Genomic DNA, 21,251 nt, shown 5'->3' with positions numbered 1-21,251 from the left:
TTATATTTTTTTATAATATAAAGATATAATGTACAGAATGTAAGTACAAAAATATACATTTATTTACCTGTTAAATTAAATGTTTTTATGGGTGCGGTCATGTATTCAATATATTGATTTGCTTAGTTATAATGTTTTCGTTTGATGAAAATACTGATAATTTTATTATGCATTCTAATCGATTTTGAATAACCCAGTGTCTTACGATTCAAACGATGAATTCGGTTACGTAAGGTCAAATTTAAGGGAACCTCTAAAAACTCTCAATATAAAAAATAAGATCAATTTTGCACTCCAATAAATGACCTTATTGTGTATAACTTTTTCTTGCTTTTTCAGGGGGAAAAATAAACTCATCTCTTTTTCATCACATACCGGAATTAAAAGGCATGAATGCCGGATTTTCCAAAATAAACCAAACGTTGCAAATCATAGGGTTATGTATTCAATGTGTTGAAAGCTTTGATTGCAGCACAACCTTACTGTTAAGGAGGTAAAGCAATTTATATTAAGTTAATAAGATAAATTATCTGCATTACTGTTATAATCGATAACCCGATAACCCGATAACCCGATAACCCGATAACCCGATAACCCGATAACCCGATAACCCGATTTTCCACCTGTTCTTATGAAATCGAAGATAACACTTTCTGAGCCTGAACGAATGACATTACAACAACTGGCCTTGAATCACCTACACCGAGACGTCCGTACGCGAGGAACGGGTTTGCTCATGCTTGCCAGAGGCGTCAAGCCGTCCCAGATCACCGCTGAGATAGGATGCAGTCTCCGGGTTATCTACAACTGGGTTCACACATGGCACCATTCCGGGATTGCCGGATTATTAGGGGGTCATGCCGGCGGCCGGTATCTCGCCATGACGCCTGAAATGATTGCCACTGCGGTCGAAGCGGCCAGCGCAGAGTCCCTGACGCTCGCCCGAATAGCTCAGTGCGTTGAGGCAAGGCATGGTTCCCTGCCCTGTACGCTTGAAACGCTGGTGAATACCCTGAAAAAGCCGGGACTCACCTATAAACGAACCCGCCTGTCGCTTAAAAAAAGCGCAATGAAACGGAGTTTGCGAAAAAATCCACCTTGCTGAGCAAAATTAAGACCGGGGCACAGTTAGGCCATTACCGTCTGGTCTATTTTGATGAGGCCGGTTTTGCCGCGTCTCCGCCGGTGCAATATGGTTGGAGTCCACGGGATAAGCCCCATGAGACTGAGCCTCAAGCCCATGGCAGATGGTCAGTCCTGGGGGCGTTAAATTATACGGACAACACACTGTTTTACCAGACAGCGTCAGGTAGTATTACGCGAGCTGATGTGATTGATTTTTTAGAGCAGGTCGCTAAACAAGGGGACAAGCGCCTGACATTTTTAGTGTTGGATAATGCGCGTATCCACCATGGGATCGCGGAAAAAATTAGACATCGCTGGTTACAAGAACACAACCTGCTTTTACTTTATCTTCCCGCCTACAGTCCAGAGCTAAACCTGATTGAAATCGTCTGGAAACAAGCCAAATATCACTGGCGACGTTTTATCACCTGGACTCAAGATACCATGGAGTATGAGCTACATACGCTCTTGGAAGGTTATGGTGATCAATTTGCAATTAATTTTTCTTGATTACTTACTTTAAACAGTATTAGATGCAATACAATGAAATTCATGATACACACCTTGAATTCTTGACCCATCCATTTCACAAATGAGCTGAATGTCATTCTCATCAAAAGGGAGGTAGGTCACGTTCCGGGGAGTTTTTAAGCGTTTTCAACGGGTGACGATTTTTTAGTACACGAATGGCATTGATTGATTTGTGACAATAACGATAATAAATATCAACTCTAGCCACGTTTCACCTTGAAAAAGGCAAAGCCATACTACAGTAACTAACTATTCTATATATGATCGAAAATCTGTTACCTTCCTATATTTTATCTAATTGTTTATAGTGTATGTTATCCTTAGTTTAGCCGGAGTTGTTATTTTTGAGTTAGTTTGATGATTTTTATATAATTAACTCGGTAATCTATAAAGAAAAGTATTCGGGCAATTGCAATTGCAACTGCTCCTCCGGTTATCTGATATTTATATATTAATATAGCAGATAATAAAGATGATACCAAAGAAATCCTTATGGATATATTTCTATATATTTTGTCAAATCCTTTTGGTAAAAAGTAGCCTTCGCTATAAGAATTACTGAGTCCTATAAAAAAAATACTTACAATCAATATATTTAAATAAATGTTTTTCGAATATTCATTTCCTAAAAGTATTGTGATAATTTTTTCGCCAAATAATAATATTACTATTATAATAGGGATGGATAGTAATGAATTTATTTTTATTATTTTATTTACATGATTTCCCTTTGTTCTGGAAAGTAATGGATATATGGATTTTGCAATGATTTCTTGAACTGTTATAGCTATTCCTGATAATCTGATTGCAATTGCAAATTTTGCAAATTCTGAAGGCTTAAATAATCCACCCATAATTATAGTTGGTAACGAATTATATAAGTTTGGTAATAAAATTCCAATGAAGGAATTAAATCCCCGCTTGAAAAAAAACTGACTGGATGAGAGGTTTATTATACTTAATTTATAATTATTTTTAATTTTAATAAAAAGAATTATTCCACTTATTAAAATTGGCCATGTGGATGAATAAACAGCATATGTTATATCTGAAGGTGATTTTACGCATATAACTATAGTAATTAAATTTATTATCCGTGGGAATATAAAATATAAAATTAGTTCTTTCGACTTTCCTACAGCTTGATAGAACCAAGAGCTGCTTAAAATGTACCCTAAGAAGTATGGTATGCCTCCAAATATTATCCAATTAAAAATAAAATCCATTTTAAGTAAATAACTATATAGAATGCAGGCAAAAATATAAAGTGTTGATAATATCCATCTTGTTCCTTGATGACCATCATAAATGATTTTTATCCATTTTTTATGATGGCGTGCTTTGGACGCTTCTCTGATACCTGTATATTGTGTACCATAGTCGATTATAGTATGTCCAAATACTATAATGGTCATGAATAATAAGTATTGCCCATATAAATTACTACCTAATGACTTAGCTAATACGGGCATAGTCATTATAGGGATTAATATCCCTAATATATTAATTGAACTTAAGCTTATTATATTGTTTGCTATTTCTTTCTTTGCATTCATAAATGTATTTTATGTATATCTAATAGATCACCAATTAACTTATCCACATTCTGAACTTTCTCGTTGTTTAGTTCTATATCGAGGCCTGCTGCTGGTGTGAAAGTTAATTCACCGAAAATTATCTGGCCATCATTTAGATAAAAATCAGCTCTTACAAATGGAAAAGGTTTAGATAATATTTCTGCGTAGTGGAAAAGATCACTATATCCATCTGGTTTTTCCAATAGAGATTTGTCTTTTAAATTTAGATAATCCAAACCATAGGGAAGTATATCCCATTCTTTATCTACGAAATAATATTTAGGTTTATCTGTTTCTCTTTCTGTACAAACCATAACGAAAAGTGGATGTCCATGGAAACAAAATACCTTATAATCATATGGTAAAGTACCACTTTTTGTTTCTATGAATTTTTCACAAACAATTTTTTTAGGTATGTTTTTGTAACATAATTCTACAGAGTTTCTCCAATAATCATGTTTCATCCATTTTTTTAGTATGCTTTTAGTGCTGTTAACATCAAGTTTACTGTTGTCTTTACATATTATGTTATAACCAGCTCCATGATTACATTTTAGGACAAATTTAGGAGGGAGGGCGTCCCAATTTATTTCATCGACACTATCCCATGCGTAGTAAATTTCATTTAATATATTATTGCACCCTAAATTTGCCACATAATTCCTGACTAAAAATTTATCAGCGCATAATGTTACGAGAGGTTTGTCTTTATATTCTTTTAACTTCAACCATTGTAGTTTTTCATTAAATGTAATTGGTTTTTTTAGATTTAGTATTTTTCCAAAGCGCCTAAAGAATAACAATTTTGTTACAAATTCGGGGTAATACCCACATAAATAGTATAATGTTTTTTTCCTGATGTTTTTTATTGAAAAATCCATTGTAGTCTCTTTTTCTTTTATCGAAAAAAATATCAAAGCTACCGCACTAGGTTACGGCTCCCAGAGTGCCTGTCATAGTAACAATTTGACTTATCCAGTTAATATAAAAGGAATTTCCTGCTTAACAAAAACTAACATACCAACGATTTGTGTTAAGCAGCGACGAGATTAGTCCCTTGACGCTTTGAGGTCAAGTATAATAGCTTTTTTTCTTTAATTGTTACAGCTTGTAACTAACTAAATTTCAAAGCGAAAGCTGCTTCCTATCTTCCATGCAATGGCAACCAAATCACTAGCCGTAATCCCCCTAATGGGCTATCTTCTGCTTTCACCCGACCTCGATGCTGGCTCACCGCTGTTTCAACTATTGCCAACCCCAGTCCAGTTCCACCGGATTCTCTATCCCGTGCCTCATCTGTCCGATAAAACGGTCGGAAGATATGTTCGCGGTCTTCTGGGCTGACTCCAGGCCCATCATCGTCAACAGTGATCGTTACAGCTTGATTATCTGCCTTAAATGCAACGGCAATATGGTTGCTGGAGTAACGCAGTGCATTGCGGACGATGTTTTCCAGTGCGCTGCCGAGTGTTGCTGGGTTGCAGTAAATGATCCAGTTTCCGGGAGGTGAGACGATATCCAGCGTTTTGCTCATCTGCTCAGCTTCGAATTTTGCATTCTCCAGGATGTCAGACCATATATCGTGGGCTTTGATATTCTCGCGCAGTAACTCGTTCTTATGTTGATTGCGGGAAAGTACTAGCAGGTCATTAATCATGCCATCCAGACGTTGGGTTTCTGTTTCGATGCGCGCCAGTTCTTTGCTTTCACCGTGACGACGGCGTAGCAAAGCAGTCGCCAATTGTAAGCGGGTAAGCGGGGTGCGCAGCTCATGGGAGATATCGGAAATCAGTCGTTGTTGAGCGGTGACCATCCTTTCCAGTGCACTAATCATCTGGTTGAAACTACTGCCGGTTGCTAAAAACTCTTGTGGGCCGGATTCCAGTTCAGGGTGTTGCCGTAAGTTCCCCTTTGCGACGTCATCGGCTGCGTTTTTGAGCTTACGAGCGGGTTTTGCCAGGCTCCATGACAGCCACAAGAGTAGTGGGGCACTGATTAACATGGTGGCTGCGGGCAGTAAAAATGGTCGGTCAAACATCAAATTAATAAAATCTGATTGTGGACTGCCCGCAGGCCTAATGATGTAGAGGTGGTAATGATCTTCTCCATCGCGGACAGAAAAGGGGCCGAGTATTTCCGAACGGCCATATTTTTTCTTTTTGGGGTGATCGGCGTTATCGGATTGGCCGATAAAGTTGCGAATAACTTGTTGTTGGTGAGAAGGGGTATTAATGTCACTAATCAGCCCTTCACTGGAGACAAGGATCAGGCGTTGGCCAGGGGGAGTCCACAAGGCAATAGCACGATCCAGACGTAACCACCAGAATAGGTCATTCCCTGAATCGTGCATCAATTCTTCTTCTACTTGTTTTGCCAGTTTTTCCCCCGATTGATATTCACTATCTAAAAGTGGTGTTAACTGCCGTGAGTCCAGTTTAGGAGCCATTAAGGCTATCATCAGGACGAGTGCCAGCGTGAACCAAAAAATTGCGAATATACGGGCTGTCAAGCTGTTGATCATTTTGCGGAAACCATTAAGTATCCACGGCCGCGTAATGTCTTAAACCATGGTAGTTCATCCGTTCTGTTGGGCAATTTACGGCGTAGATTCGAAATATGCATATCAATAGCCCGATCAAAAGGCGTTAATCGTTTTCCCAATACTTCCTGACTTAAATGTTCACGGGAAACGACTTGTCCCAAATGTTGCGCTAATAAATAAAGCAGGGTGAACTCTGTACCCGTGAGATCCAAAATCGTACCATCAAAACTGGCTTCCTGACGTCCTGGGTTGAGTTGTAGCTTATCGATCTCCAGTATAGGTGTTCCAGTATCAGCCTGTTGTTCACTCCAGTTGGAACGGCGTAAAATGGCACGTATGCGGGCGACCAGTTCGCGATCGTTAAACGGTTTGGGAAGATAGTCATCTGCTCCCAATTCTAATCCCAAAACACGGTCTAAATCGCTACCACGAGCCGTTAACATGATAACAGGGGTCTGGTGGTATTGCCGTAGCTCTTTCAACGTCTCAATGCCGTTCTTGCGCGGCATCATGATGTCCAGCAATAATAGGTCAATTGAAGAATCGATATATTGTAAAGCCTGTTCACCATCGTAGGCGATGACAACATTGAATCCTTCCATTTCGAGCAATTCTTTTAATAGCGATGTCAGCTCGCGGTCATCATCAACTAATAAGATTTTATGCATTAATTCTTCCTCCAAGAGCAAAATACGATAACAAACTTCGCTATTCCATGACTTTACGTTCTTTTACATGCTCTGACGCTAGTTTGCAGCCGCAAGGTTATAGTTATCCACACTGAATCGAATGCTGCTGTTCGAGAAAGCGAGGAAATTTAATGCGTAACATAGCAATATTGGCTTTAGCGTCAATGATTGTTCTCGGAACAACAAGAGCTTTAGCTAAAACTGCTGATACGGATCATATTCCTGAAGTTAATTCTCCCGCTGCATACCCATATTGTATGCCATATGGTTACAAGAGGAATTTTAATCATCACCGAGACAGTCAGTATAACTATAGTTATATCTTCGGTGGAGTCGCGTTAACTGAACAACAACGCGAGCAGATGTGGAATTTAGTCAAAGAACAGCATCAGTATGAGCAGCCGTTGATTGATATGCGTGCTGAACATAGGAAGTTAAATGCGCTTTTGGCTGCAGAAGATTTTGATGAAGCTGAGGTTCGTTTGCAGCTTGAAAAAATAGCTGAAAAGAATGTTGCTCTGGGTGTAGAAATTGCGCGGATTGGCAATCAGATTTATCAACTGTTAACACCAGAGCAGAAAGAGCTATTAAAAAATCGTCTAAAACAAATGAACGTAAGGCTCGAAAAGTAAACTGATTTTTTTTGCAACACAGTAGCATCGACAACGATTTTCCTTGCCATAGACACCATCCCTGTCTTTCAGCCCCCTTGAGGGGCTTTTTTTTATCCGCCTACTAACATTAATTTCCTTTAAAATTAGATGGATAGTTTTTCATGAAGCAACTGTAGATGATCTGAAATTTTCCAAGTGTGGACACTTTGGTTACGGTCACTAAGCGTATCGACATTGTTTATGCCACTTATGCCACCGCCCGTACGATTGGTCTGCGCACCAAAATCGACGAAGAGAGTGGCTGGTATAAGGTACTGTCCTGTGGCGACGGTAGGTTTAAGTCTCAATTTAACATGTTGTTATGATATTTAACCAATTGTTTGTATTGATAATAGGATGATGTTTTGAAACCCTGATGACAATTAGAATAATCAGGGCAACACGTCGAGTGCATAGGGAATAAAAGTCATGACAATAGAAAAAAGGGTTGGAATTATTTTATTTTCATTACTTATGTCAGTGGTAATGGTTTTTGTTGTTTTTATTGCGGGCAGTGAACTGATAGCGGCGTTTAAGATGGAAGAAAGGGTTGAGTCCTCTTGGGTCATGTTCTTTCTTGTTTTCTCCTCGCCATTCATGCTGTATTTTTTTCTTTTCGCGATCTATCTGGGTATGACTTTCAAGCCAGAAGAGCTAGAAAAAATCAGGAAAAAGAAAAAAAAGAAAAAATCGACAACATTAAATGAACGGATTATGGGCTTTTGTCTCGCCATTGCATTGATCGGGTTTATCGTTAGTGTTCCGCTGTCTTGGTATATCCATTTCAAGTTGCTGGGAGCGGGCTATGTTGTCTGCGAACGTAAGTCTCCGAAAGCACCAACTCAGTATGCGAAAGAGGAAAAACTCTGCCACTAAGTCTATAAAACTTACGCTTAGTGACAGTCTTATCATGATGCAATGATATGGGAGTTCAACAGCCTTCTATTGCTCGAATGGAAAAATCTGCGCTTTTCAACGCTCAAGCGTTATGCTAAGGGCTTTTTTTGTCGATGAGTTTACTTGCATAGATGAGCCTTTTTTTATCTAATCCGATGAATGATTTCTACTGATTGTTTTCTCATGAAAAAATTTATTTTTGTTGCTCCTGAATTTCATTCTATTCCCCCAATCCATGCAGCCGCAGTGGAATGGTGGATCTATAACGTAGCCAAAATCAGTCAGGCTAATAATTTGGTTATTTGTAAAGGGGAAAGAGCAGAGAAAACTGTAGAAAAAGTCAGTGAATATGGCACCATTCATAGAATACATACCAGTAGAATATATAAACGTTTTTTTAGGAAATGGTCTCGCTTAGATCCTTACCCTTATGCCAAAAGGGTGATAGATATCGTGATGCATTATCAAAGTCAGGATGGTGAGAAGCCGATTCTGATCATTCAAAATTCTATTTCGCTTTATAACTCTGTGAAGCAGTTTTACCCAGAAAAACTGATGGTCCTTCATTTACATAATAAACATAAAGTAGTTGACTTAAGGCCTGAAACAAAGCTCATTACTCCTAGCCATTTTTTAGCTGATTTTTTTCATGCTGAAGCAAAAATTGAGAATATCAAAGTGGTGCCGAATGGCATTGATAAGGAACTATATCAACAGAGAACTAGCTGGAAAAGAGAACGTTTTGGCCTAAAAAATGACGAAACTGTCATCTTGTATGCTGGCCGATTAGATAAAGGTAAAGGTGTTACTGAACTCATGGATGCAGTCAATTTGCTGCACAAAAAAGATCAAAATATCAAGCTGCTTTTGATTGGCGATCATGCAACGGTTAAAAAAGGCGAACGAGAAGTTTATCGGAAAAAAGTGTTGGATAAAGCCGCAAAAATGGCTGATAGCTGTATTCTTGCAGGGAGTATACCTCCGGCAGATATGCACCAAGTATATCCACTTGCTGATTTAACGCTTGTTCCCTCATTAGGAGAGGAAGCCTTTTGTATGGTTGCCTTGGAATCAATGGCATGTGGTGTACCCGTTTTGGTCAGTCCCAGAGGAGGAATAAAAGAGTTCGTGATCCCTGAAAATTCGGGATTTTTACTGCAAGAACCCTTGTCCCCAGAAAGCATTGCCAAAGATATTTCGGATACTCTGTTGCGCGATAATTTAAACGTTGTGGCTGAACATGCTAAAGAAACGGCAATAAGCCAATACGATTGGAGTAATGTCAGTGTTTCTTTGTCTAAAGCATTAGCTGAGTGGTTTTAACTATTATTAAACTCATCTTGGGCTATCCAAAAAGATTGAATAGCCCTCAGAGTAGTTAATCGTCTTTTCAGACTTTCAGTCTGCTTTCATTCCATCTTTGCTGACATAATGCCGTCAGTAAGCCAAGGTAGATACCCAAAATGTTCAAATGAACACTTTCAAAGTTCCCTCTGACAATAAAATATCCAAAGAAAGAGATAAGTAAGATTAATCCAGCTTGCTTATTGTAGCCGATGCTTGTGTTCCATTCCTGAGCTGATTGTTTCAGATAAGAGAAGATTAAAAATAAAAAGGCTCCCATTCCCAATATTCCGGAAGAAAACCATACGGTCAGGAAAATATTATGAGGACCTAGGGAAGTTTGATATGTCCAATCAGGATAATTTTTAGCGCTCACATTATAAATTTGATCATATATTTTATTGCCAGCACCATAGCCTTTGATAGGGTTTTCCAGAATTAAGGTAAGGGCTGAACCTTGTGTTCCATTGGTATATCGGTGACTGCTATCTGTTTGCTCCAATTTATAGGTTAGAGTTGATTGCTTACCAAGGTAATCAGATTTGATAGCAAATATGGCGGCGCAGATGAAAACAACGCTGGCAATGAAAGTCTTCCAGTTTTTGTTCATGACTATCATCATGAAAAACATTACAAAAACGGCAAGCCAAGCCCCTCTGGAAAGTGTCCCCAGCAATACAAAGAGTACGGATAAGATAAATAAAATTGTCAGTATCAAGCGAACATAATTTTGGGGTTTTTGGAAATGCCAAAGGGCTACTAATGCTGGAAAGAAGAAAACAATACCATCTGACACACTACGATGATTATAGTTAGTAAATGGCATAATATTGTTCTGATAATCCAGATAAAACAGGTACATTTCTTTCAGTGTGATGAATAATAATCCAAGCAGAAATGAACCAATAATCATTTTCTGGATTTTAAGTGTATCCGTATGACTTAATGCTAATGTAATGATGATACTGGAGAGAACGACATCCCTGAAAAAAGGCGTTTTTATTTCACTGAAACTGAGTTTGGGATCAGGAGAAATAATAATCGAGTAGAGATAAACCAAAGTGAATATTCCTAAAGCCAGTACGATGTTGTTCTTTAACGCAGAGAGGCATCCTTTGGGGTTTTTAATAAGAAAGTAGAGTGCGGTTAACGCTATCAAGGCAAAAAATAAGTTTTTATAACGCGTGATACCAGTTACATAGACAAGTGCGATGTAACCACCGACGAAAAAAGTACCCCAAGATAAGTGGTTTTTAACGGTTTCTTTAAACATGACCTTACCAGAATGGAAAATGAATTTCTGGCTGGTATTTTGTACCATTTTCATAATACAGGCACGAATAAAAACACGATGTTATAACGTGGTGTAAGTTCTGGCAGTTTTTGAATTTTATCCTATGAAGTTTTAAGAACAATTTCTTAATCAATCAAAGTATTGCTTATCAACTGATTCCCTTTCTTCCCTAATCTGTTGTTATCTTGACCAATCTTGATTATCTTACGTTCTATCTATTTTGTTGATTAAAAGATCTTATCACTGTTACTTCATATAAAAGGGATCAAAATATCCAATATGGATATTGGAGGAGTTGGTGCGATGACAGATATCGATCATGATTTGATGTTGTTACTGGGAGGGATATTCGGGATATTAGTTATTGCCAGTGTAATTGGTGGTATTTTGGCTTTTTGGTATTCAGGAGAAAGGAGCAGTGCCACTATCGATAACCTGAATGCCCGAATTCGTGGCTGGTGGATGATGTGTATCATCTGTGTTCTGGCTGTTGTCGTTGGGCCTGTGGGTTCGGTTATTTTATTTGCAGTGATGTCATTTTTTGCCTTGCGTGAATTTATTACGCTAACGCCAACTCGTCGCAGTGATCATGAAGCGCTGTTCTGGTGTTTCTTTGTTTTTGTGCCTGTGCAGTATGTTTTGGTTGGTATGCAATGGTATGGACTATTCTCGGTCTTCATTCCCGTATATGTTTGCCTGTTTTTGCCCGCCAGAACCGCGTTGATTGGAGATACCACTCAGTTTCTGGAACGAACGGCCAAAATCCAGTGGGGGATGTTGGTGATGGTATTTGCCATCAGCCATGCACCCGCGTTGCTGATGCTGGATATCCCAGAGTATGAAAATCAAAATATCAAATTAATGTTGTTTCTGATGATCGTGGTGCAAATGTCCGATGTATTACAGTACATATTCGGAAAATTATTGGGTAAACGTCCGATTGTGCCGAAGCTCAGTCCCAATAAAACGGTTGAGGGATTTGTTGGCGGGATTTTGGTTTCTGTACTGTTGGGAATGGCGTTGTTCTGGGTAACGCCTTTTTCCCCGTGGGAAGCGGGACTGATGTCGTTAGCAATCACCCTGATGGGATTTATTGGTGGATTATGCATGTCGGCGATTAAAAGAGACAGCGGAGTGAAGGACTTTGGCGGAATAATTGAAGGTCATGGTGGGATGTTGGATCGAATCGACTCACTTTGTTTCGCTGCTCCTATATTTTTCCATCTAACGCGCTATTTTTATACCTGAGACAGGCTGGATAATCGAAGGTGGTAGTCAATGAGTATAAGTTATGGGCGATGGGTTAGTTCTGCTGCGTTAGTGGCAACGGTATTGGCCAGTGTACTGTTGATCGTGAAAATTTTTGCCTGGTGGTTAACAGGATCGGTGAGCTTATTGGCAGCACTGGTGGATTCATTGGTCGATTTGGCGGCTTCCCTGACAAATTTTTTCGTTGTGCGCTATTCACTTCAACCTGCTGATAAAGAACACACTTTTGGACATGGTAAGGCGGAGTCACTGGCGGCTTTGGCTCAAAGTATGTTTATCTCCGGTTCGGCAATTTTCCTATTTTTGACGGGTTTTCAGCATTTGTATTCCCCCAAACCGATGGAGAATGCGTCGATAGGCGTATGGGTGATTGTCGTTGCTCTGGTTTCCACGTTATGTTTAGTCACGTTCCAAAAATGGGTGATCAGTAAAACTCAAAGTCAGGCTATCCGTGCGGATATGCTGCATTATAAGTCCGACCTATTGATGAATGGGGCGATTTTGCTGGCACTGCTTTTGAGTCTGTATGGTTTCAAACGCGCGGATGCGCTCTTTGCCCTGGGTATTGGGGTTTATATTCTCTATAGTGCGTTACGGATGGGCTATGATGCCGTACAATCTTTGCTTGATCGCGCCTTGCCGGATGAAGAGCGGCAGGAGATTATTGAGATCATCCAAAATTACCCAGGCATAGCAGGTGGGCATGATCTGCGAACTCGTCAATCAGGTCCGATTCGTTTTATCCAGTTCCATCTGGAGATAGATGATAATTTGCCATTGGTGCAGGCGCATGCTTTGGCAGAAGGGATTGAAAATAAATTGCGGCGTCGATTTCCAGATGCCGATATTATTATTCACCAAGATCCTTGCTCTGTAGTGTCTAAAGAGCATAAAAACCGCTGGGATTGAGGGGAAATTTATTCATAATCAAAAGAACATCAAAAAACAGACATAATCTTGATGCAGGCTGAATGTTTTTCCGTATTATAGGCAGAGTTGAATCAATTCAGCTAATGTAGTGACAATCAGGTTTAGCAAATATTATATCTACAAGTCAGAGGTCATCATGATCAACAAGATTAAAAGAATCGGAGTCTTAACGAGTGGCGGTGATGCGCCTGGCATGAACGCCGCTATTCGTGGTGTTGTTCGTGCCGCTTTAACCGAAGGGTTGGAAGTCTATGGCATTTATGATGGCTATCTGGGGTTGTATGAAAACCGCATGAAGAAGCTTGATCGCTTTAGTGTTTCCGACATGATTAACCGTGGTGGCACGTTCTTGGGATCAGCCCGCTTCCCAGAGTTCAGGGATGATAAGGTTCGGGAAATTGCTATCGAAAACATGCGCAAAAATGGGATTGATGCGTTGGTAGTGATTGGCGGGGATGGTTCCTATTTGGGAGCGAAAAAGCTGACCGAAGCGGGTTTCCCTTGTATCGGTTTGCCTGGAACAATTGACAACGATGTTGCGGGCACAGATTACACCATTGGTTATTTCACGGCACTGGAAACAGTGGTTGAAGCGATTGACCGTTTGCGTGATACATCAACTTCCCACAAGCGGATTTCGATTGTTGAAGTGATGGGGCGTTATTGTGGTGATTTAACTTTATCAGCAGCAATCGCGGGTGGATGTGAATTTATTGTTCTACCTGAAAATGAAATTCCATTCGATCGTAAAGAATTGCTGGCGGAGATTCAGGCTGGGATTGAAAAAGGCAAACGTCACGCGATTGTTGCGATTACTGAACATGTCTGTGATGTCGCTGAACTGGCAAAATATATTGAAGCAGAAACCCACCATGAAACCCGTGCAACGGTATTAGGACACATCCAGCGTGGTGGTGCACCGGTTGCTTATGACCGCATTCTTGCTTCCCGCATGGGCGCGTATTCTGTTCAACTTCTGTTAGAAGGACACGGCGGTCGTTGTGTTGGTATCCAGAACGAGAAACTTGTTCATCACGATATCATTGATGCGGTGCAAAATATGCAGCGTGTCTTTAAGCAAGAGTGGCTGGAAACCGCGAAGAAACTCTACTAATCCTTTCTCACCTGCAAGATCTTCTTTTGGAGACAGCCATATAATGTGGCTGTCTCATCCCTCATATTCTTCTTGTGCATAAGCAGAAATTTAAAATTATTTCTGCGTCATAACGCTTTCTGTCAGTTTTTATGGAGAAATCATAATGGCTTAGGGGAAATGTTATCGTGGTTATGCAATCAAGGGGTATAAATAGAGGCTCAAGATGGGCAATGACAAAAGAATATGTTGTATCAGCATTATTCTTGCTGGCGATGACACTAATGGCTAACAGTGCATGGGCAAAAGAGCGGCAATTGTTGAATGTTTCCTATGATCCGACACGTGAATTTTACCAACAGTATGATGAAGCATTCCGCGAATACTGGCGTAACAAGACGGGGGATGATGTAAAAATCCGCCAATCACATGGCGGTTCAGGTAAGCAGGCAACTTCCGTTATTAATGGTCTTCAGGCAGATGTTGTGACACTGGCACTGGCTTATGATGTAAATGCTATTGCAGAGCATGGACGCATTGATAAGAATTGGATTCAGCGTCTACCGGATAATTCAGCACCGTATACATCAACCATTGTCTTTTTGGTGAGAAAAGGAAACCCTAAACAGATAAAGGATTGGTCGGATTTAATTCGTCCAGATGTTGCAGTTGTCACGCCGAATCCGAAAACCTCTGGTGGGGCACGTTGGAATTATCTGGCTGCCTGGGGATATGGCTTGGTGCATAATAATCAGGATCAGGCTAAAGCCAAAGAATTCGTGAAAGCACTCTATAAGAATGTGGAGGTATTGGATTCCGGTGCTCGTGGTGCAACGAATACGTTTGTGGAGCGCGGAATTGGCGATGTATTAATTGCCTGGGAAAACGAAGCTTTATTAGCAATTAATGCCTTGGGTCAGGGCAAGTTTGAAATTGTGACACCGAGCATTTCTATTCTGGCAGAACCGACGGTTTCTGTTGTCGATAAGGTGGTTGATAAACGAGGAACGCGCGAACTGGCAACGGAATATCTCAAATATCTTTATTCTCCAGTTGGGCAGAATATTGCCGCCAGAAACTATTATCGTCCGCGTGATAAAGCAATCGCAGAAAAATACCGTGCGGTCTTTCCTGATTTGACACTTTTTACGATTGATGAGGTCTTTGGTGGCTGGGATAACGCCCAGAAAGCGCATTTTGCTATAGGCGGAACTTTTGACGACATTGTCCGGCGTTAATCATTGAACTAATTTGCGATAGAAAACCGCCACAAGTGATACTGCGTGGCGGTTTTGTCTTGATTAAAAGCTTACGCTTTTTTTGCTTCTGCTGCGGCTTTTACGATAACAGCAAAGGCATCGGCTTTCAGTGATGCACCACCGACCAGAGCACCATCGATATCTGGTTGGGTGAACAACTCTGCTGCATTGCTGGCGTTAACTGAACCGCCATATTGAATAATGACCTGTTCAGCGATAGCCGCATCCTGTTTAGCGATATGATCACGGATAAATTTATGAACGGCCTGAGCCTGGGCAGGAGTGGCAGATTTGCCTGTACCGATTGCCCAAACGGGTTCGTAAGCAATAACGGTATTTTTGAATGCTTCGGCGCCTAGTGTGTTCAGGACAGCATCGATTTGTCGTGCACAGACGGTTTCAGTTTGACCAGCCTCATTTTCTTGTTCGGTTTCGCCAATGCACAGAACGGGGATCAAGCCTTGCTCTTTCAGGACTGCGAATTTCTTCGCAACAAATTCGTCGCTCTCTTTGTGGTAAGTACGGCGTTCAGAGTGACCGATAATGATATATTTTGCACCGACGTCTTTCAGCATGTCTGCGGAGGTTTCGCCAGTAAAGGCACCGGAAAGATTGACGCCAACATCTTGCGCACCCAGGGCAATACGGCTACCAGCCAGGGCATTTTTTGCCAGAGAAACATAAACTGTTGGTGGTGCGATAGCGACGTCACAGCCGTCAACGTTGCTCAGTTCTTTACGCAGGCCTGCAATCAGGTCGTTAACCATGTGGGTACTGCCATTTAATTTCCAGTTACCCATAACTAATGGATGTCGCATATTTTTCCCTCCAACCAGAAAATAATCAAATTGCGAACTGAATGAATATTCTTTCTTTGAACGACATTATAGTGATGTCATTCCCTGTAAGCGGAATCCCGACAGTATAAAGATCATCAACGCGAATAGCTCTGCGTTGTGTCACTAATTTTCATTTGCTGCTGTGTCAGATAACGATAGCTTAATCGGTTCAATTGCGAAGGTCATTATATTTTCGCTGCTGTTTACGATGACATAGCGCATTGATCCCATTTTTTGGCTGAAAGCAGGGCGTTTTTCTGCTGCCTGCAAAAGCCTTTCCAATTGAATTTTGGCTTGCTCAGGGGAAAAAGTTGGTTCAAATTGACTGATCAGAGCCGTGATATATTGTTTTGCCAGTATGCGGTTTTGTTCATTTTCTCGTTTATTTTGTGATGGCAGTAATGTAATTTGCAGGCTTTTAATTTTTTCGCTGCCTCGTTCCAGTACCGTTGAAGAGTAAATTTTGTCATTAATTTTACTGGCGGCACGGATGAAAGGCTGAGAAATATCTGTGCTTGTAATCACCCTATATTCGTACAAAGGAATGTTCGGATGTTTTTTATTGTATTTTTCCCGAAAGACAGGAATGGTGTCTTCGAAAGTCGGGTAATCCGGCAGCAGGTATATTAACGGTGAGTTTATTTCTTCTGGTGTGACTGAAGGCTCATCGGCAGAGGCTGATAATGGTAAACCGGTGCCAAAAGAGATTAAAATTGTCATCAGAAGTTTATTTATGCTTGTTTTCATTTTATTACTCACTGAGTTAAATCCTGGAAAAACAGCATCCACAATTGGAAAAGAGTACATGACATTACAACAATGGGGATTCTCATTCAAAGGCCGAATTGGAAGGCGAGAGTTTTGGATCGGTATAGCTATCTGTTTCACCTTGATTTTTATACTCCTGACACTGCACGGAATGAATGTTCTCCCCATAAATTATGCGGCGGTTGGTGTTGCTTTGCTATTGTATCCAACGGCGGCAATTTTTTCGAAGCGCCTGCATGACAGGAATAAACATGGCGGTTGGGTATTACTAGGTGCGCTAGCATGGATACTGCTGTCCCTTGACTGGAGCGCAATGGCGCCGATATGGCAGTGGGGAATTGGCCGTTTTGTCCCAACACTGGTTTTTGTCATGATGATATTGGATTGTGGTGTATTCCGTGGTACGGAAGGTGCCAATCGCTTTGGTGAGATGGCAGAAACGGTTGATTACATTTCTGCCAAGGAAAACTGATTACCAGTATTGCTCGCTGGTGATATGGCCTGGTTTACGACGCAGATGTTTTGCCATATTGCGTTGCTCTTTTAATAGTTGCTGGGTATCCCTGACCATTTGGGGGTTCCCGCACAGCATGATATGGCTGTTTTCTGCCTGAATGGGTAAGCCGACAGCCGATTCCAATTCGCCATTTTCAATTAATGCCGGAATTCTGCCCATGAGCGAATTTGGCCATTTTTCTCGACTGACGATGGTCTGTATCCGCAGTTTACCCTGAAATTTTTTCTCTAATTCCTGCATCATGGGCAGATAACTCAAATCTTTTCCCCATCTGGCCGCATGAACCAAAACGATATTTTCGAATCGTTCTAGACCGGCTCCTTGCTGGAGGATGGAAAGGTAAGGGCCAATGGCGGTGCCAGTGGAAAGCATCCAGAGTGTTTGACAGTCAGGAATTTCATCAAGAACGAAAAAACCAGCCGCCTGCTCTGTTACCAATAATTCATCTCCGGTTTTTAGTTCAGCCAGTCGGGAGCTGAGTTTTCCTTCTGGGACGGTTACCAAATAAAACTCCAGATTATTATCATTGGGAGCGTTGACATAAGAGTAAGCCCGTTGGATGCGCTCCCCTTCAATTTCCAGTGCCAGTTTTGCAAATTGTCCGGCGGTGAATTTTTCTACTGGTGCATGAACTTTGATGCTGAAAAGTGCATCAGTCCAGTTGGTTATGTCGGTAACTTTTCCTGTAACCCAATTTGCCATTACGGTTAACCTCTCTACACAATATGGTACGGATTAATATGATGTGAATTAATGCGACACAAATGAATACTGCGTGAATTGGTGATTTTTTGTAACGATTCTACGTGATTACTTTAAATAGCATTATCGATTACGTGTGACAGTTCAATTAACTGGGTTTTTGCCAATATTATGGTTTGATATGTACATTTTTATTGACATATATGGATAATATATCTGTGATTTTTTCCTCATGTAAAATTGTATACTACAAAGAAAAAATATAAATTTACTAAGTAGATCATATCTAATGAAGTCAGTTTATCAGGTTATTTATTAAGTACTTGAAGGGTTCACTACGGCTGTTTGCAATGAGTGATTGTTCTGTGGGTTATTGTTTTCAATTGGTGATTGAATAAAGTGCAATGAAAAAAATAGAACACTTTAATTTATTGTTAATGCTAATTGCCTTGGCCGCTGTAGGGCAAATGACGCAAACAATCTATGTGCCAGTTATTGCTGATATGGCAAGCGATCTTAATCAGCCTGCGGGTGAAGTTCAGCGGGTGATGGCGGCATATCTGTTTTCTTACGGATCCTCACAACTTTTTTATGGACCGCTGTCTGACAAGGTGGGACGTCGCCCTGTGATTTTAGCGGGAATGTCGATTTATCTTATGGCGACGATATGTGCTCTGTTTGCGCCAAACTTGCTGGTACTGGTGATTGCGAGTGCATTACAGGGATTGGGCACAGGGGTAGCTGGTGTGATGGTGCGCACTATGCCACGGGATTTATATACGGGCACGGCGTTGCGTTATGCCAATAGCTTGCTAAATATGGCCATATTGGTTAGCCCTCTGGCTGCTCCCATGATTGGTGGGATGGTTGCTCACTATTTTGGTTGGCGCTCCTGCTACTTGTTTTTATTCATGCTAGGGGCTGTCGTTGCTTTTTTCTTGGCGCGGCATTTACCGGAGACTCGTCCCACCGGGACTGGACATAGTACGATGTTGGTTTCTTTCCACCAGTTACTCTCGCATGGTTCTTTTGTCTCTTACCTGACCATGTTGGTGGGTGGTCTGGCTGGGATTGCTGTTTTTGAAGCCAGTAGCGGTGTGTTGATGGGGGCAGTTTTAGGGCTGGATAGCCTAACCGTCAGTATTTTATTTATCTTGCCAATTCCGGCAGCGTTTTTGGGAGCATGGTATGCGGGGCGTGAAGGTAAGACATTTTATCAGCTCATGTGGCGCTCTGTGGCCTGTTGCTTGCTGGCGGGTATCTTGATGTGGTTGCCCGGTTGGTTTGGTATTATGAATATCTGGACATTGTTGATACCTGCCGCATTATTCTTTTTTGGTGCCGGTATGTTGTTCCCACTGGCAACGACTGGAGCAATGGAGCCCTTCCCTTATTTGGCCGGCGCCGCAGGTGCCTTGGTTGGGGGATTGCAGAATATAGGTTCAGGTATAGCAACATGGTTGTCGGCAATGTTACCGCAAAATAACCAATTTAGCGTTGGGATGTTGATGTTTTCCATGTCCTTGCTGATTCTATTTTGTTGGCTACCCATTTCCCAGCGCTTCCAGCGTCAGGAACATACAGTTTCGTAAGATCGAGAAATCATAGAGTCTTAAAAAGGCACTGGCAAAATGTATCAATAAAAATGCCAGAGCCTTTATTTTCTATGTTTCGCGGTTAAGCGCGGTCTTCCCACTCTTGGGCTCTGGCAACGGCTTTCTTCCAGCCATTATATTTATGGTTGCGTTCAGTCGTTTCGATACTTGGGCGGAATTCTTTTTCGATTACAGCCTTACTTTTCACTTCATCCAGATCTCGCCAGAAGCCGACAGCTAAACCTGCAAGAAAAGCCGCGCCTAAAGCTGTGCTTTCACGCACTTCAGGGCGTTCTACACGCGTGCCGAGAATATCGGACTGGAACTGCATCAGGAAGTTGTTGGCGACAGCGCCGCCATCTACGCGCAGGGCTTGCAGGCGTGTACCCGCATCAGCTTGCATAGCGTCCAGGACATCGCGGGTTTGGTAAGCGATGGATTCCAGGGTAGCACGAATAATATGGTTACTATTGGCGCCACGGGTCAGACCGAAAATAGCGCCACGGGCGTAAGGATCCCAATACGGGGCACCAAGGCCAGTAAAGGCAGGAACAACATAAACACCATTGCTATCTTTGACTTTGGTTGCAAAGTATTCTGAATCTGTAGCATCTGCAATGAGTTTCAGTTCATCACGCAGCCATTGGATGGAGGCTCCACCAACAAATACTGCGCCTTCCAGTGCATAATTGACTTCACCACGTGGACCACAGCAAATCGTTGTCAACAAACCGTGATTGGAACGAACAGCATCTTTGCCTGTGTTCATTAACAAGAAGCAGCCGGTGCCGTAAGTATTTTTCGCCATTCCGGGGAATACACACAGTTGCCCGTACAAGGCTGCTTGCTGGTCGCCTGCGATACCCGCGATAGGAATGCGAGTGCCGCCTTTACCGCCGATATTGGTTTGGCCATAGACCTCTGAGGACGCGGCAACTTTAGGCAGCATAACGCGTGGTATGCCCAATTCTTCAAGGATTTTTTGATCCCATTCCAAATTATGGATATTAAACAGCATGGTACGGGAAGCATTGGAGTAATCTGTCACATGGACGCGTCCCTGAGTCATTTTCCAGACCAGCCATGTATCGACTGTGCCGAATAAAAGTTCACCATTTTCAGCACGTTGACGGGCACCTTCGACGTTATCCAAAATCCATTTTATTTTTGTACCAGAGAAGTAAGGATCAAGAACCAAACCTGTATTGTGACGGATGTATTCTTCCAGTCCCTCTTTCTGTTTCAGTTTGGTGCAAATATCTGCTGTCCGGCGGCATTGCCAGACAATTGCATTATAAACCGGCTTTCCGGTTTCTTTTTCCCAGACAATGGTTGTTTCTCGCTGGTTTGTGATACCAATGCTGGCAATTTGATCTGAACTAATATCAGCTTTTGCCAGCACCTCAACTAAGGTAGAACTTTGACTTGCCCAGATTTCCATTGGATCGTGTTCCACCCAGCCAGGCTTGGGATAGATTTGCGGAAATTCACGCTGTGAGATACAGACAATATTAGCGTCATGATCAAGTACAACGGCGCGTGAACTGGTCGTGCCCTGATCCAGAGCAACAATATATTTTTTTTCTGTAGTATTTTCTGTTGTCATAACTATAACCTGGTTTTATGT

At 41.5% G+C, this 21,251-nt stretch carries 21 protein-coding genes and 1 pseudogene; 12 read left to right on the top strand and 10 right to left on the bottom strand.

Annotated elements, in window-relative coordinates; all coding sequences use genetic code 11:
* Positions 1–122 precede the first annotated feature (122 nt).
* Positions 123–242 (bottom strand): annotated as a pseudogene (locus tag Xish_RS07710) (IS1 family transposase); the annotation flags it as partial.
* Positions 243–631: 389 nt separating this feature from the next.
* On the opposite strand from Xish_RS07710, the gene Xish_RS07705 reads away from it, so the two are divergent.
* Both Xish_RS07705 and Xish_RS07700 read left to right on the top strand, forming a co-directional pair.
* Complete coding sequence (locus tag Xish_RS07705; protein ID WP_208614814.1) at positions 632–1,105, top strand: helix-turn-helix domain-containing protein; 474 nt, start codon at positions 632–634, stop codon at positions 1,103–1,105.
* Positions 1,099–1,635, top strand: a complete 537-nt coding sequence (locus tag Xish_RS07700) for an IS630 family transposase (RefSeq protein WP_099117361.1) — start codon at positions 1,099–1,101, stop codon at positions 1,633–1,635. The genes Xish_RS07705 and Xish_RS07700 overlap by 7 nt, the downstream gene beginning before the upstream one ends.
* A gap of 359 nt (positions 1,636–1,994) precedes the next feature.
* Here the strand turns inward: Xish_RS07700 and Xish_RS07695 are convergent, their stop codons facing one another.
* The 4 genes from Xish_RS07695 to cpxR form a co-directional block, all read right to left on the bottom strand.
* Positions 1,995–3,212, bottom strand: coding sequence for an oligosaccharide flippase family protein (locus Xish_RS07695; RefSeq protein ID WP_099117360.1), 1,218 nt, complete (start codon positions 3,210–3,212; stop codon positions 1,995–1,997).
* Positions 3,209–4,114 carry an ATP-grasp fold amidoligase family protein gene (locus Xish_RS07690; RefSeq protein WP_099117359.1) on the bottom strand — a complete coding sequence of 302 codons (906 nt, stop codon included), beginning with the start codon at positions 4,112–4,114 and terminating at the stop codon, positions 3,209–3,211. Before Xish_RS07690 ends, Xish_RS07695 begins: the two co-directional genes overlap by 4 nt.
* A gap of 263 nt (positions 4,115–4,377) precedes the next feature.
* A complete protein-coding gene (cpxA, locus tag Xish_RS07685) occupies positions 4,378–5,754 on the bottom strand; it encodes an envelope stress sensor histidine kinase CpxA (protein WP_099117358.1) in 1,377 nt (458 codons plus the stop codon).
* Positions 5,751–6,443 (bottom strand): envelope stress response regulator transcription factor CpxR, encoded by a 693-nt coding sequence (cpxR, locus tag Xish_RS07680; RefSeq protein WP_099117357.1) that lies wholly within the window; start codon positions 6,441–6,443, stop codon positions 5,751–5,753. Before cpxR ends, cpxA begins: the two co-directional genes overlap by 4 nt.
* A gap of 152 nt (positions 6,444–6,595) precedes the next feature.
* On the opposite strand from cpxR, the gene Xish_RS07675 reads away from it, so the two are divergent.
* The 4 genes from Xish_RS07675 (at position 6,596) to Xish_RS07665 (ending at position 9,337) form a co-directional block, all read left to right on the top strand.
* Positions 6,596–7,096: a Spy/CpxP family protein refolding chaperone gene (locus Xish_RS07675; RefSeq protein ID WP_099117356.1), complete on the top strand. Its 501-nt coding sequence runs from the start codon at positions 6,596–6,598 to the stop codon at positions 7,094–7,096.
* Between the two features lie 179 nt (positions 7,097–7,275).
* Positions 7,276–7,443 (top strand): hypothetical protein, encoded by a 168-nt coding sequence (locus Xish_RS18565; protein ID WP_167383238.1) that lies wholly within the window; start codon positions 7,276–7,278, stop codon positions 7,441–7,443.
* 103 nt (positions 7,444–7,546) lie between these two features.
* Entirely contained in the window at positions 7,547–7,993 is a 447-nt protein-coding gene (locus Xish_RS07670) for a DUF1240 domain-containing protein (RefSeq protein WP_099117355.1), read from the top strand.
* 204 nt (positions 7,994–8,197) lie between these two features.
* Positions 8,198–9,337 carry a glycosyltransferase gene (locus Xish_RS07665; RefSeq protein WP_167383237.1) on the top strand — a complete coding sequence of 380 codons (1,140 nt, stop codon included), beginning with the start codon at positions 8,198–8,200 and terminating at the stop codon, positions 9,335–9,337.
* Positions 9,338–9,404: 67 nt separating this feature from the next.
* On the opposite strand, the gene rfaL is transcribed toward Xish_RS07665, so the two are convergent.
* Positions 9,405–10,685, bottom strand: a complete 1,281-nt coding sequence (rfaL, locus tag Xish_RS07660) for an O-antigen ligase RfaL (protein ID WP_099117353.1) — start codon at positions 10,683–10,685, stop codon at positions 9,405–9,407.
* Positions 10,686–10,955: 270 nt separating this feature from the next.
* On the opposite strand from rfaL, the gene Xish_RS07655 reads away from it, so the two are divergent.
* From Xish_RS07655 to Xish_RS07640, 4 genes are all read left to right on the top strand, one after another.
* The gene (locus Xish_RS07655; RefSeq protein ID WP_099118701.1) at positions 10,956–11,900 is read left to right on the top strand and encodes a phosphatidate cytidylyltransferase; all 945 of its coding nucleotides are present in this window, start codon (positions 10,956–10,958) and stop codon (positions 11,898–11,900) included.
* 30 nt (positions 11,901–11,930) lie between these two features.
* Complete coding sequence (gene fieF, locus Xish_RS07650; RefSeq protein WP_099117352.1) at positions 11,931–12,830, top strand: CDF family cation-efflux transporter FieF; 900 nt, start codon at positions 11,931–11,933, stop codon at positions 12,828–12,830.
* A 157-nt stretch (positions 12,831–12,987) separates the two neighbouring features.
* Positions 12,988–13,965 (top strand): 6-phosphofructokinase, encoded by a 978-nt coding sequence (gene pfkA, locus Xish_RS07645; RefSeq protein ID WP_099117351.1) that lies wholly within the window; start codon positions 12,988–12,990, stop codon positions 13,963–13,965.
* 254 nt (positions 13,966–14,219) lie between these two features.
* Positions 14,220–15,182, top strand: a complete 963-nt coding sequence (locus Xish_RS07640) for a sulfate ABC transporter substrate-binding protein (protein ID WP_244186116.1) — start codon at positions 14,220–14,222, stop codon at positions 15,180–15,182.
* Between the two features lie 71 nt (positions 15,183–15,253).
* On the opposite strand, the gene tpiA is transcribed toward Xish_RS07640, so the two are convergent.
* Positions 15,254–16,021: a triose-phosphate isomerase gene (gene tpiA / locus Xish_RS07635; RefSeq protein ID WP_099117349.1), complete on the bottom strand. Its 768-nt coding sequence runs from the start codon at positions 16,019–16,021 to the stop codon at positions 15,254–15,256.
* 144 nt (positions 16,022–16,165) lie between these two features.
* The gene (locus tag Xish_RS07630) at positions 16,166–16,762 is read right to left on the bottom strand and encodes a DUF1454 family protein (RefSeq protein WP_244185956.1); all 597 of its coding nucleotides are present in this window, start codon (positions 16,760–16,762) and stop codon (positions 16,166–16,168) included.
* A gap of 13 nt (positions 16,763–16,775) precedes the next feature.
* On the opposite strand from Xish_RS07630, the gene Xish_RS07625 reads away from it, so the two are divergent.
* Positions 16,776–17,282 (top strand): DUF805 domain-containing protein, encoded by a 507-nt coding sequence (locus tag Xish_RS07625; RefSeq protein WP_341865752.1) that lies wholly within the window; start codon positions 16,776–16,778, stop codon positions 17,280–17,282.
* On the opposite strand, the gene fpr is transcribed toward Xish_RS07625, so the two are convergent.
* Complete coding sequence (gene fpr, locus Xish_RS07620; protein ID WP_099117347.1) at positions 17,283–18,029, bottom strand: ferredoxin--NADP(+) reductase; 747 nt, start codon at positions 18,027–18,029, stop codon at positions 17,283–17,285. It abuts the gene before it with no gap.
* Positions 18,030–18,433: 404 nt separating this feature from the next.
* Between fpr and emrD the strand changes: the two genes are divergently transcribed.
* The gene (gene emrD, locus Xish_RS07615) at positions 18,434–19,621 is read left to right on the top strand and encodes a multidrug efflux MFS transporter EmrD (protein ID WP_099117346.1); all 1,188 of its coding nucleotides are present in this window, start codon (positions 18,434–18,436) and stop codon (positions 19,619–19,621) included.
* Between the two features lie 85 nt (positions 19,622–19,706).
* Here emrD and glpK read toward each other — a convergent pair whose 3' ends face one another.
* Positions 19,707–21,230: a glycerol kinase GlpK gene (glpK, locus tag Xish_RS07610; RefSeq protein WP_099117345.1), complete on the bottom strand. Its 1,524-nt coding sequence runs from the start codon at positions 21,228–21,230 to the stop codon at positions 19,707–19,709.
* Positions 21,231–21,251: the final 21 nt, after the last annotated feature.

Origin of the sequence: Xenorhabdus ishibashii (assembly GCF_002632755.1) — a bacterium.
In the GTDB taxonomy this organism is placed as follows: Bacteria; Pseudomonadota; Gammaproteobacteria; order Enterobacterales; family Enterobacteriaceae; genus Xenorhabdus; species Xenorhabdus ishibashii.
The sequence above is the reverse complement of the archived record's forward strand: the minus strand, read 5'-3'. Positions and strand labels throughout refer to the sequence as shown.

Bases quoted from the DNA above. Each gene is read 5' to 3' on its own strand.
- Xish_RS07705 (WP_208614814.1), top strand. From the start codon at position 632: ATGAAATCGAAGATAACACTTTCTGAGCCTGAACGAATGACATTACAA.
- Xish_RS07695 (WP_099117360.1), bottom strand. From the start codon at position 3,212: ATGAATGCAAAGAAAGAAATAGCAAACAATATAATAAGCTTAAGTTCA.
- Xish_RS07690 (WP_099117359.1), bottom strand. From the start codon at position 4,114: ATGGATTTTTCAATAAAAAACATCAGGAAAAAAACATTATACTATTTA.
- cpxA (WP_099117358.1), bottom strand. From the start codon at position 5,754: ATGATCAACAGCTTGACAGCCCGTATATTCGCAATTTTTTGGTTCACG.
- cpxR (WP_099117357.1), bottom strand. From the start codon at position 6,443: ATGCATAAAATCTTATTAGTTGATGATGACCGCGAGCTGACATCGCTA.
- Xish_RS07675 (WP_099117356.1), top strand. From the start codon at position 6,596: ATGCGTAACATAGCAATATTGGCTTTAGCGTCAATGATTGTTCTCGGA.
- Xish_RS07670 (WP_099117355.1), top strand. From the start codon at position 7,547: ATGACAATAGAAAAAAGGGTTGGAATTATTTTATTTTCATTACTTATG.
- Xish_RS07665 (WP_167383237.1), top strand. From the start codon at position 8,198: ATGAAAAAATTTATTTTTGTTGCTCCTGAATTTCATTCTATTCCCCCA.
- rfaL (WP_099117353.1), bottom strand. From the start codon at position 10,685: ATGAAAATGGTACAAAATACCAGCCAGAAATTCATTTTCCATTCTGGT.
- Xish_RS07655 (WP_099118701.1), top strand. From the start codon at position 10,956: ATGACAGATATCGATCATGATTTGATGTTGTTACTGGGAGGGATATTC.
- fieF (WP_099117352.1), top strand. From the start codon at position 11,931: ATGAGTATAAGTTATGGGCGATGGGTTAGTTCTGCTGCGTTAGTGGCA.
- pfkA (WP_099117351.1), top strand. From the start codon at position 12,988: ATGATCAACAAGATTAAAAGAATCGGAGTCTTAACGAGTGGCGGTGAT.
- Xish_RS07640 (WP_244186116.1), top strand. From the start codon at position 14,220: ATGACACTAATGGCTAACAGTGCATGGGCAAAAGAGCGGCAATTGTTG.
- tpiA (WP_099117349.1), bottom strand. From the start codon at position 16,021: ATGCGACATCCATTAGTTATGGGTAACTGGAAATTAAATGGCAGTACC.
- Xish_RS07630 (WP_244185956.1), bottom strand. From the start codon at position 16,762: ATGACAATTTTAATCTCTTTTGGCACCGGTTTACCATTATCAGCCTCT.
- Xish_RS07625 (WP_341865752.1), top strand. From the start codon at position 16,776: ATGCTTGTTTTCATTTTATTACTCACTGAGTTAAATCCTGGAAAAACA.
- fpr (WP_099117347.1), bottom strand. From the start codon at position 18,029: ATGGCAAATTGGGTTACAGGAAAAGTTACCGACATAACCAACTGGACT.
- emrD (WP_099117346.1), top strand. From the start codon at position 18,434: ATGAAAAAAATAGAACACTTTAATTTATTGTTAATGCTAATTGCCTTG.
- glpK (WP_099117345.1), bottom strand. From the start codon at position 21,230: ATGACAACAGAAAATACTACAGAAAAAAAATATATTGTTGCTCTGGAT.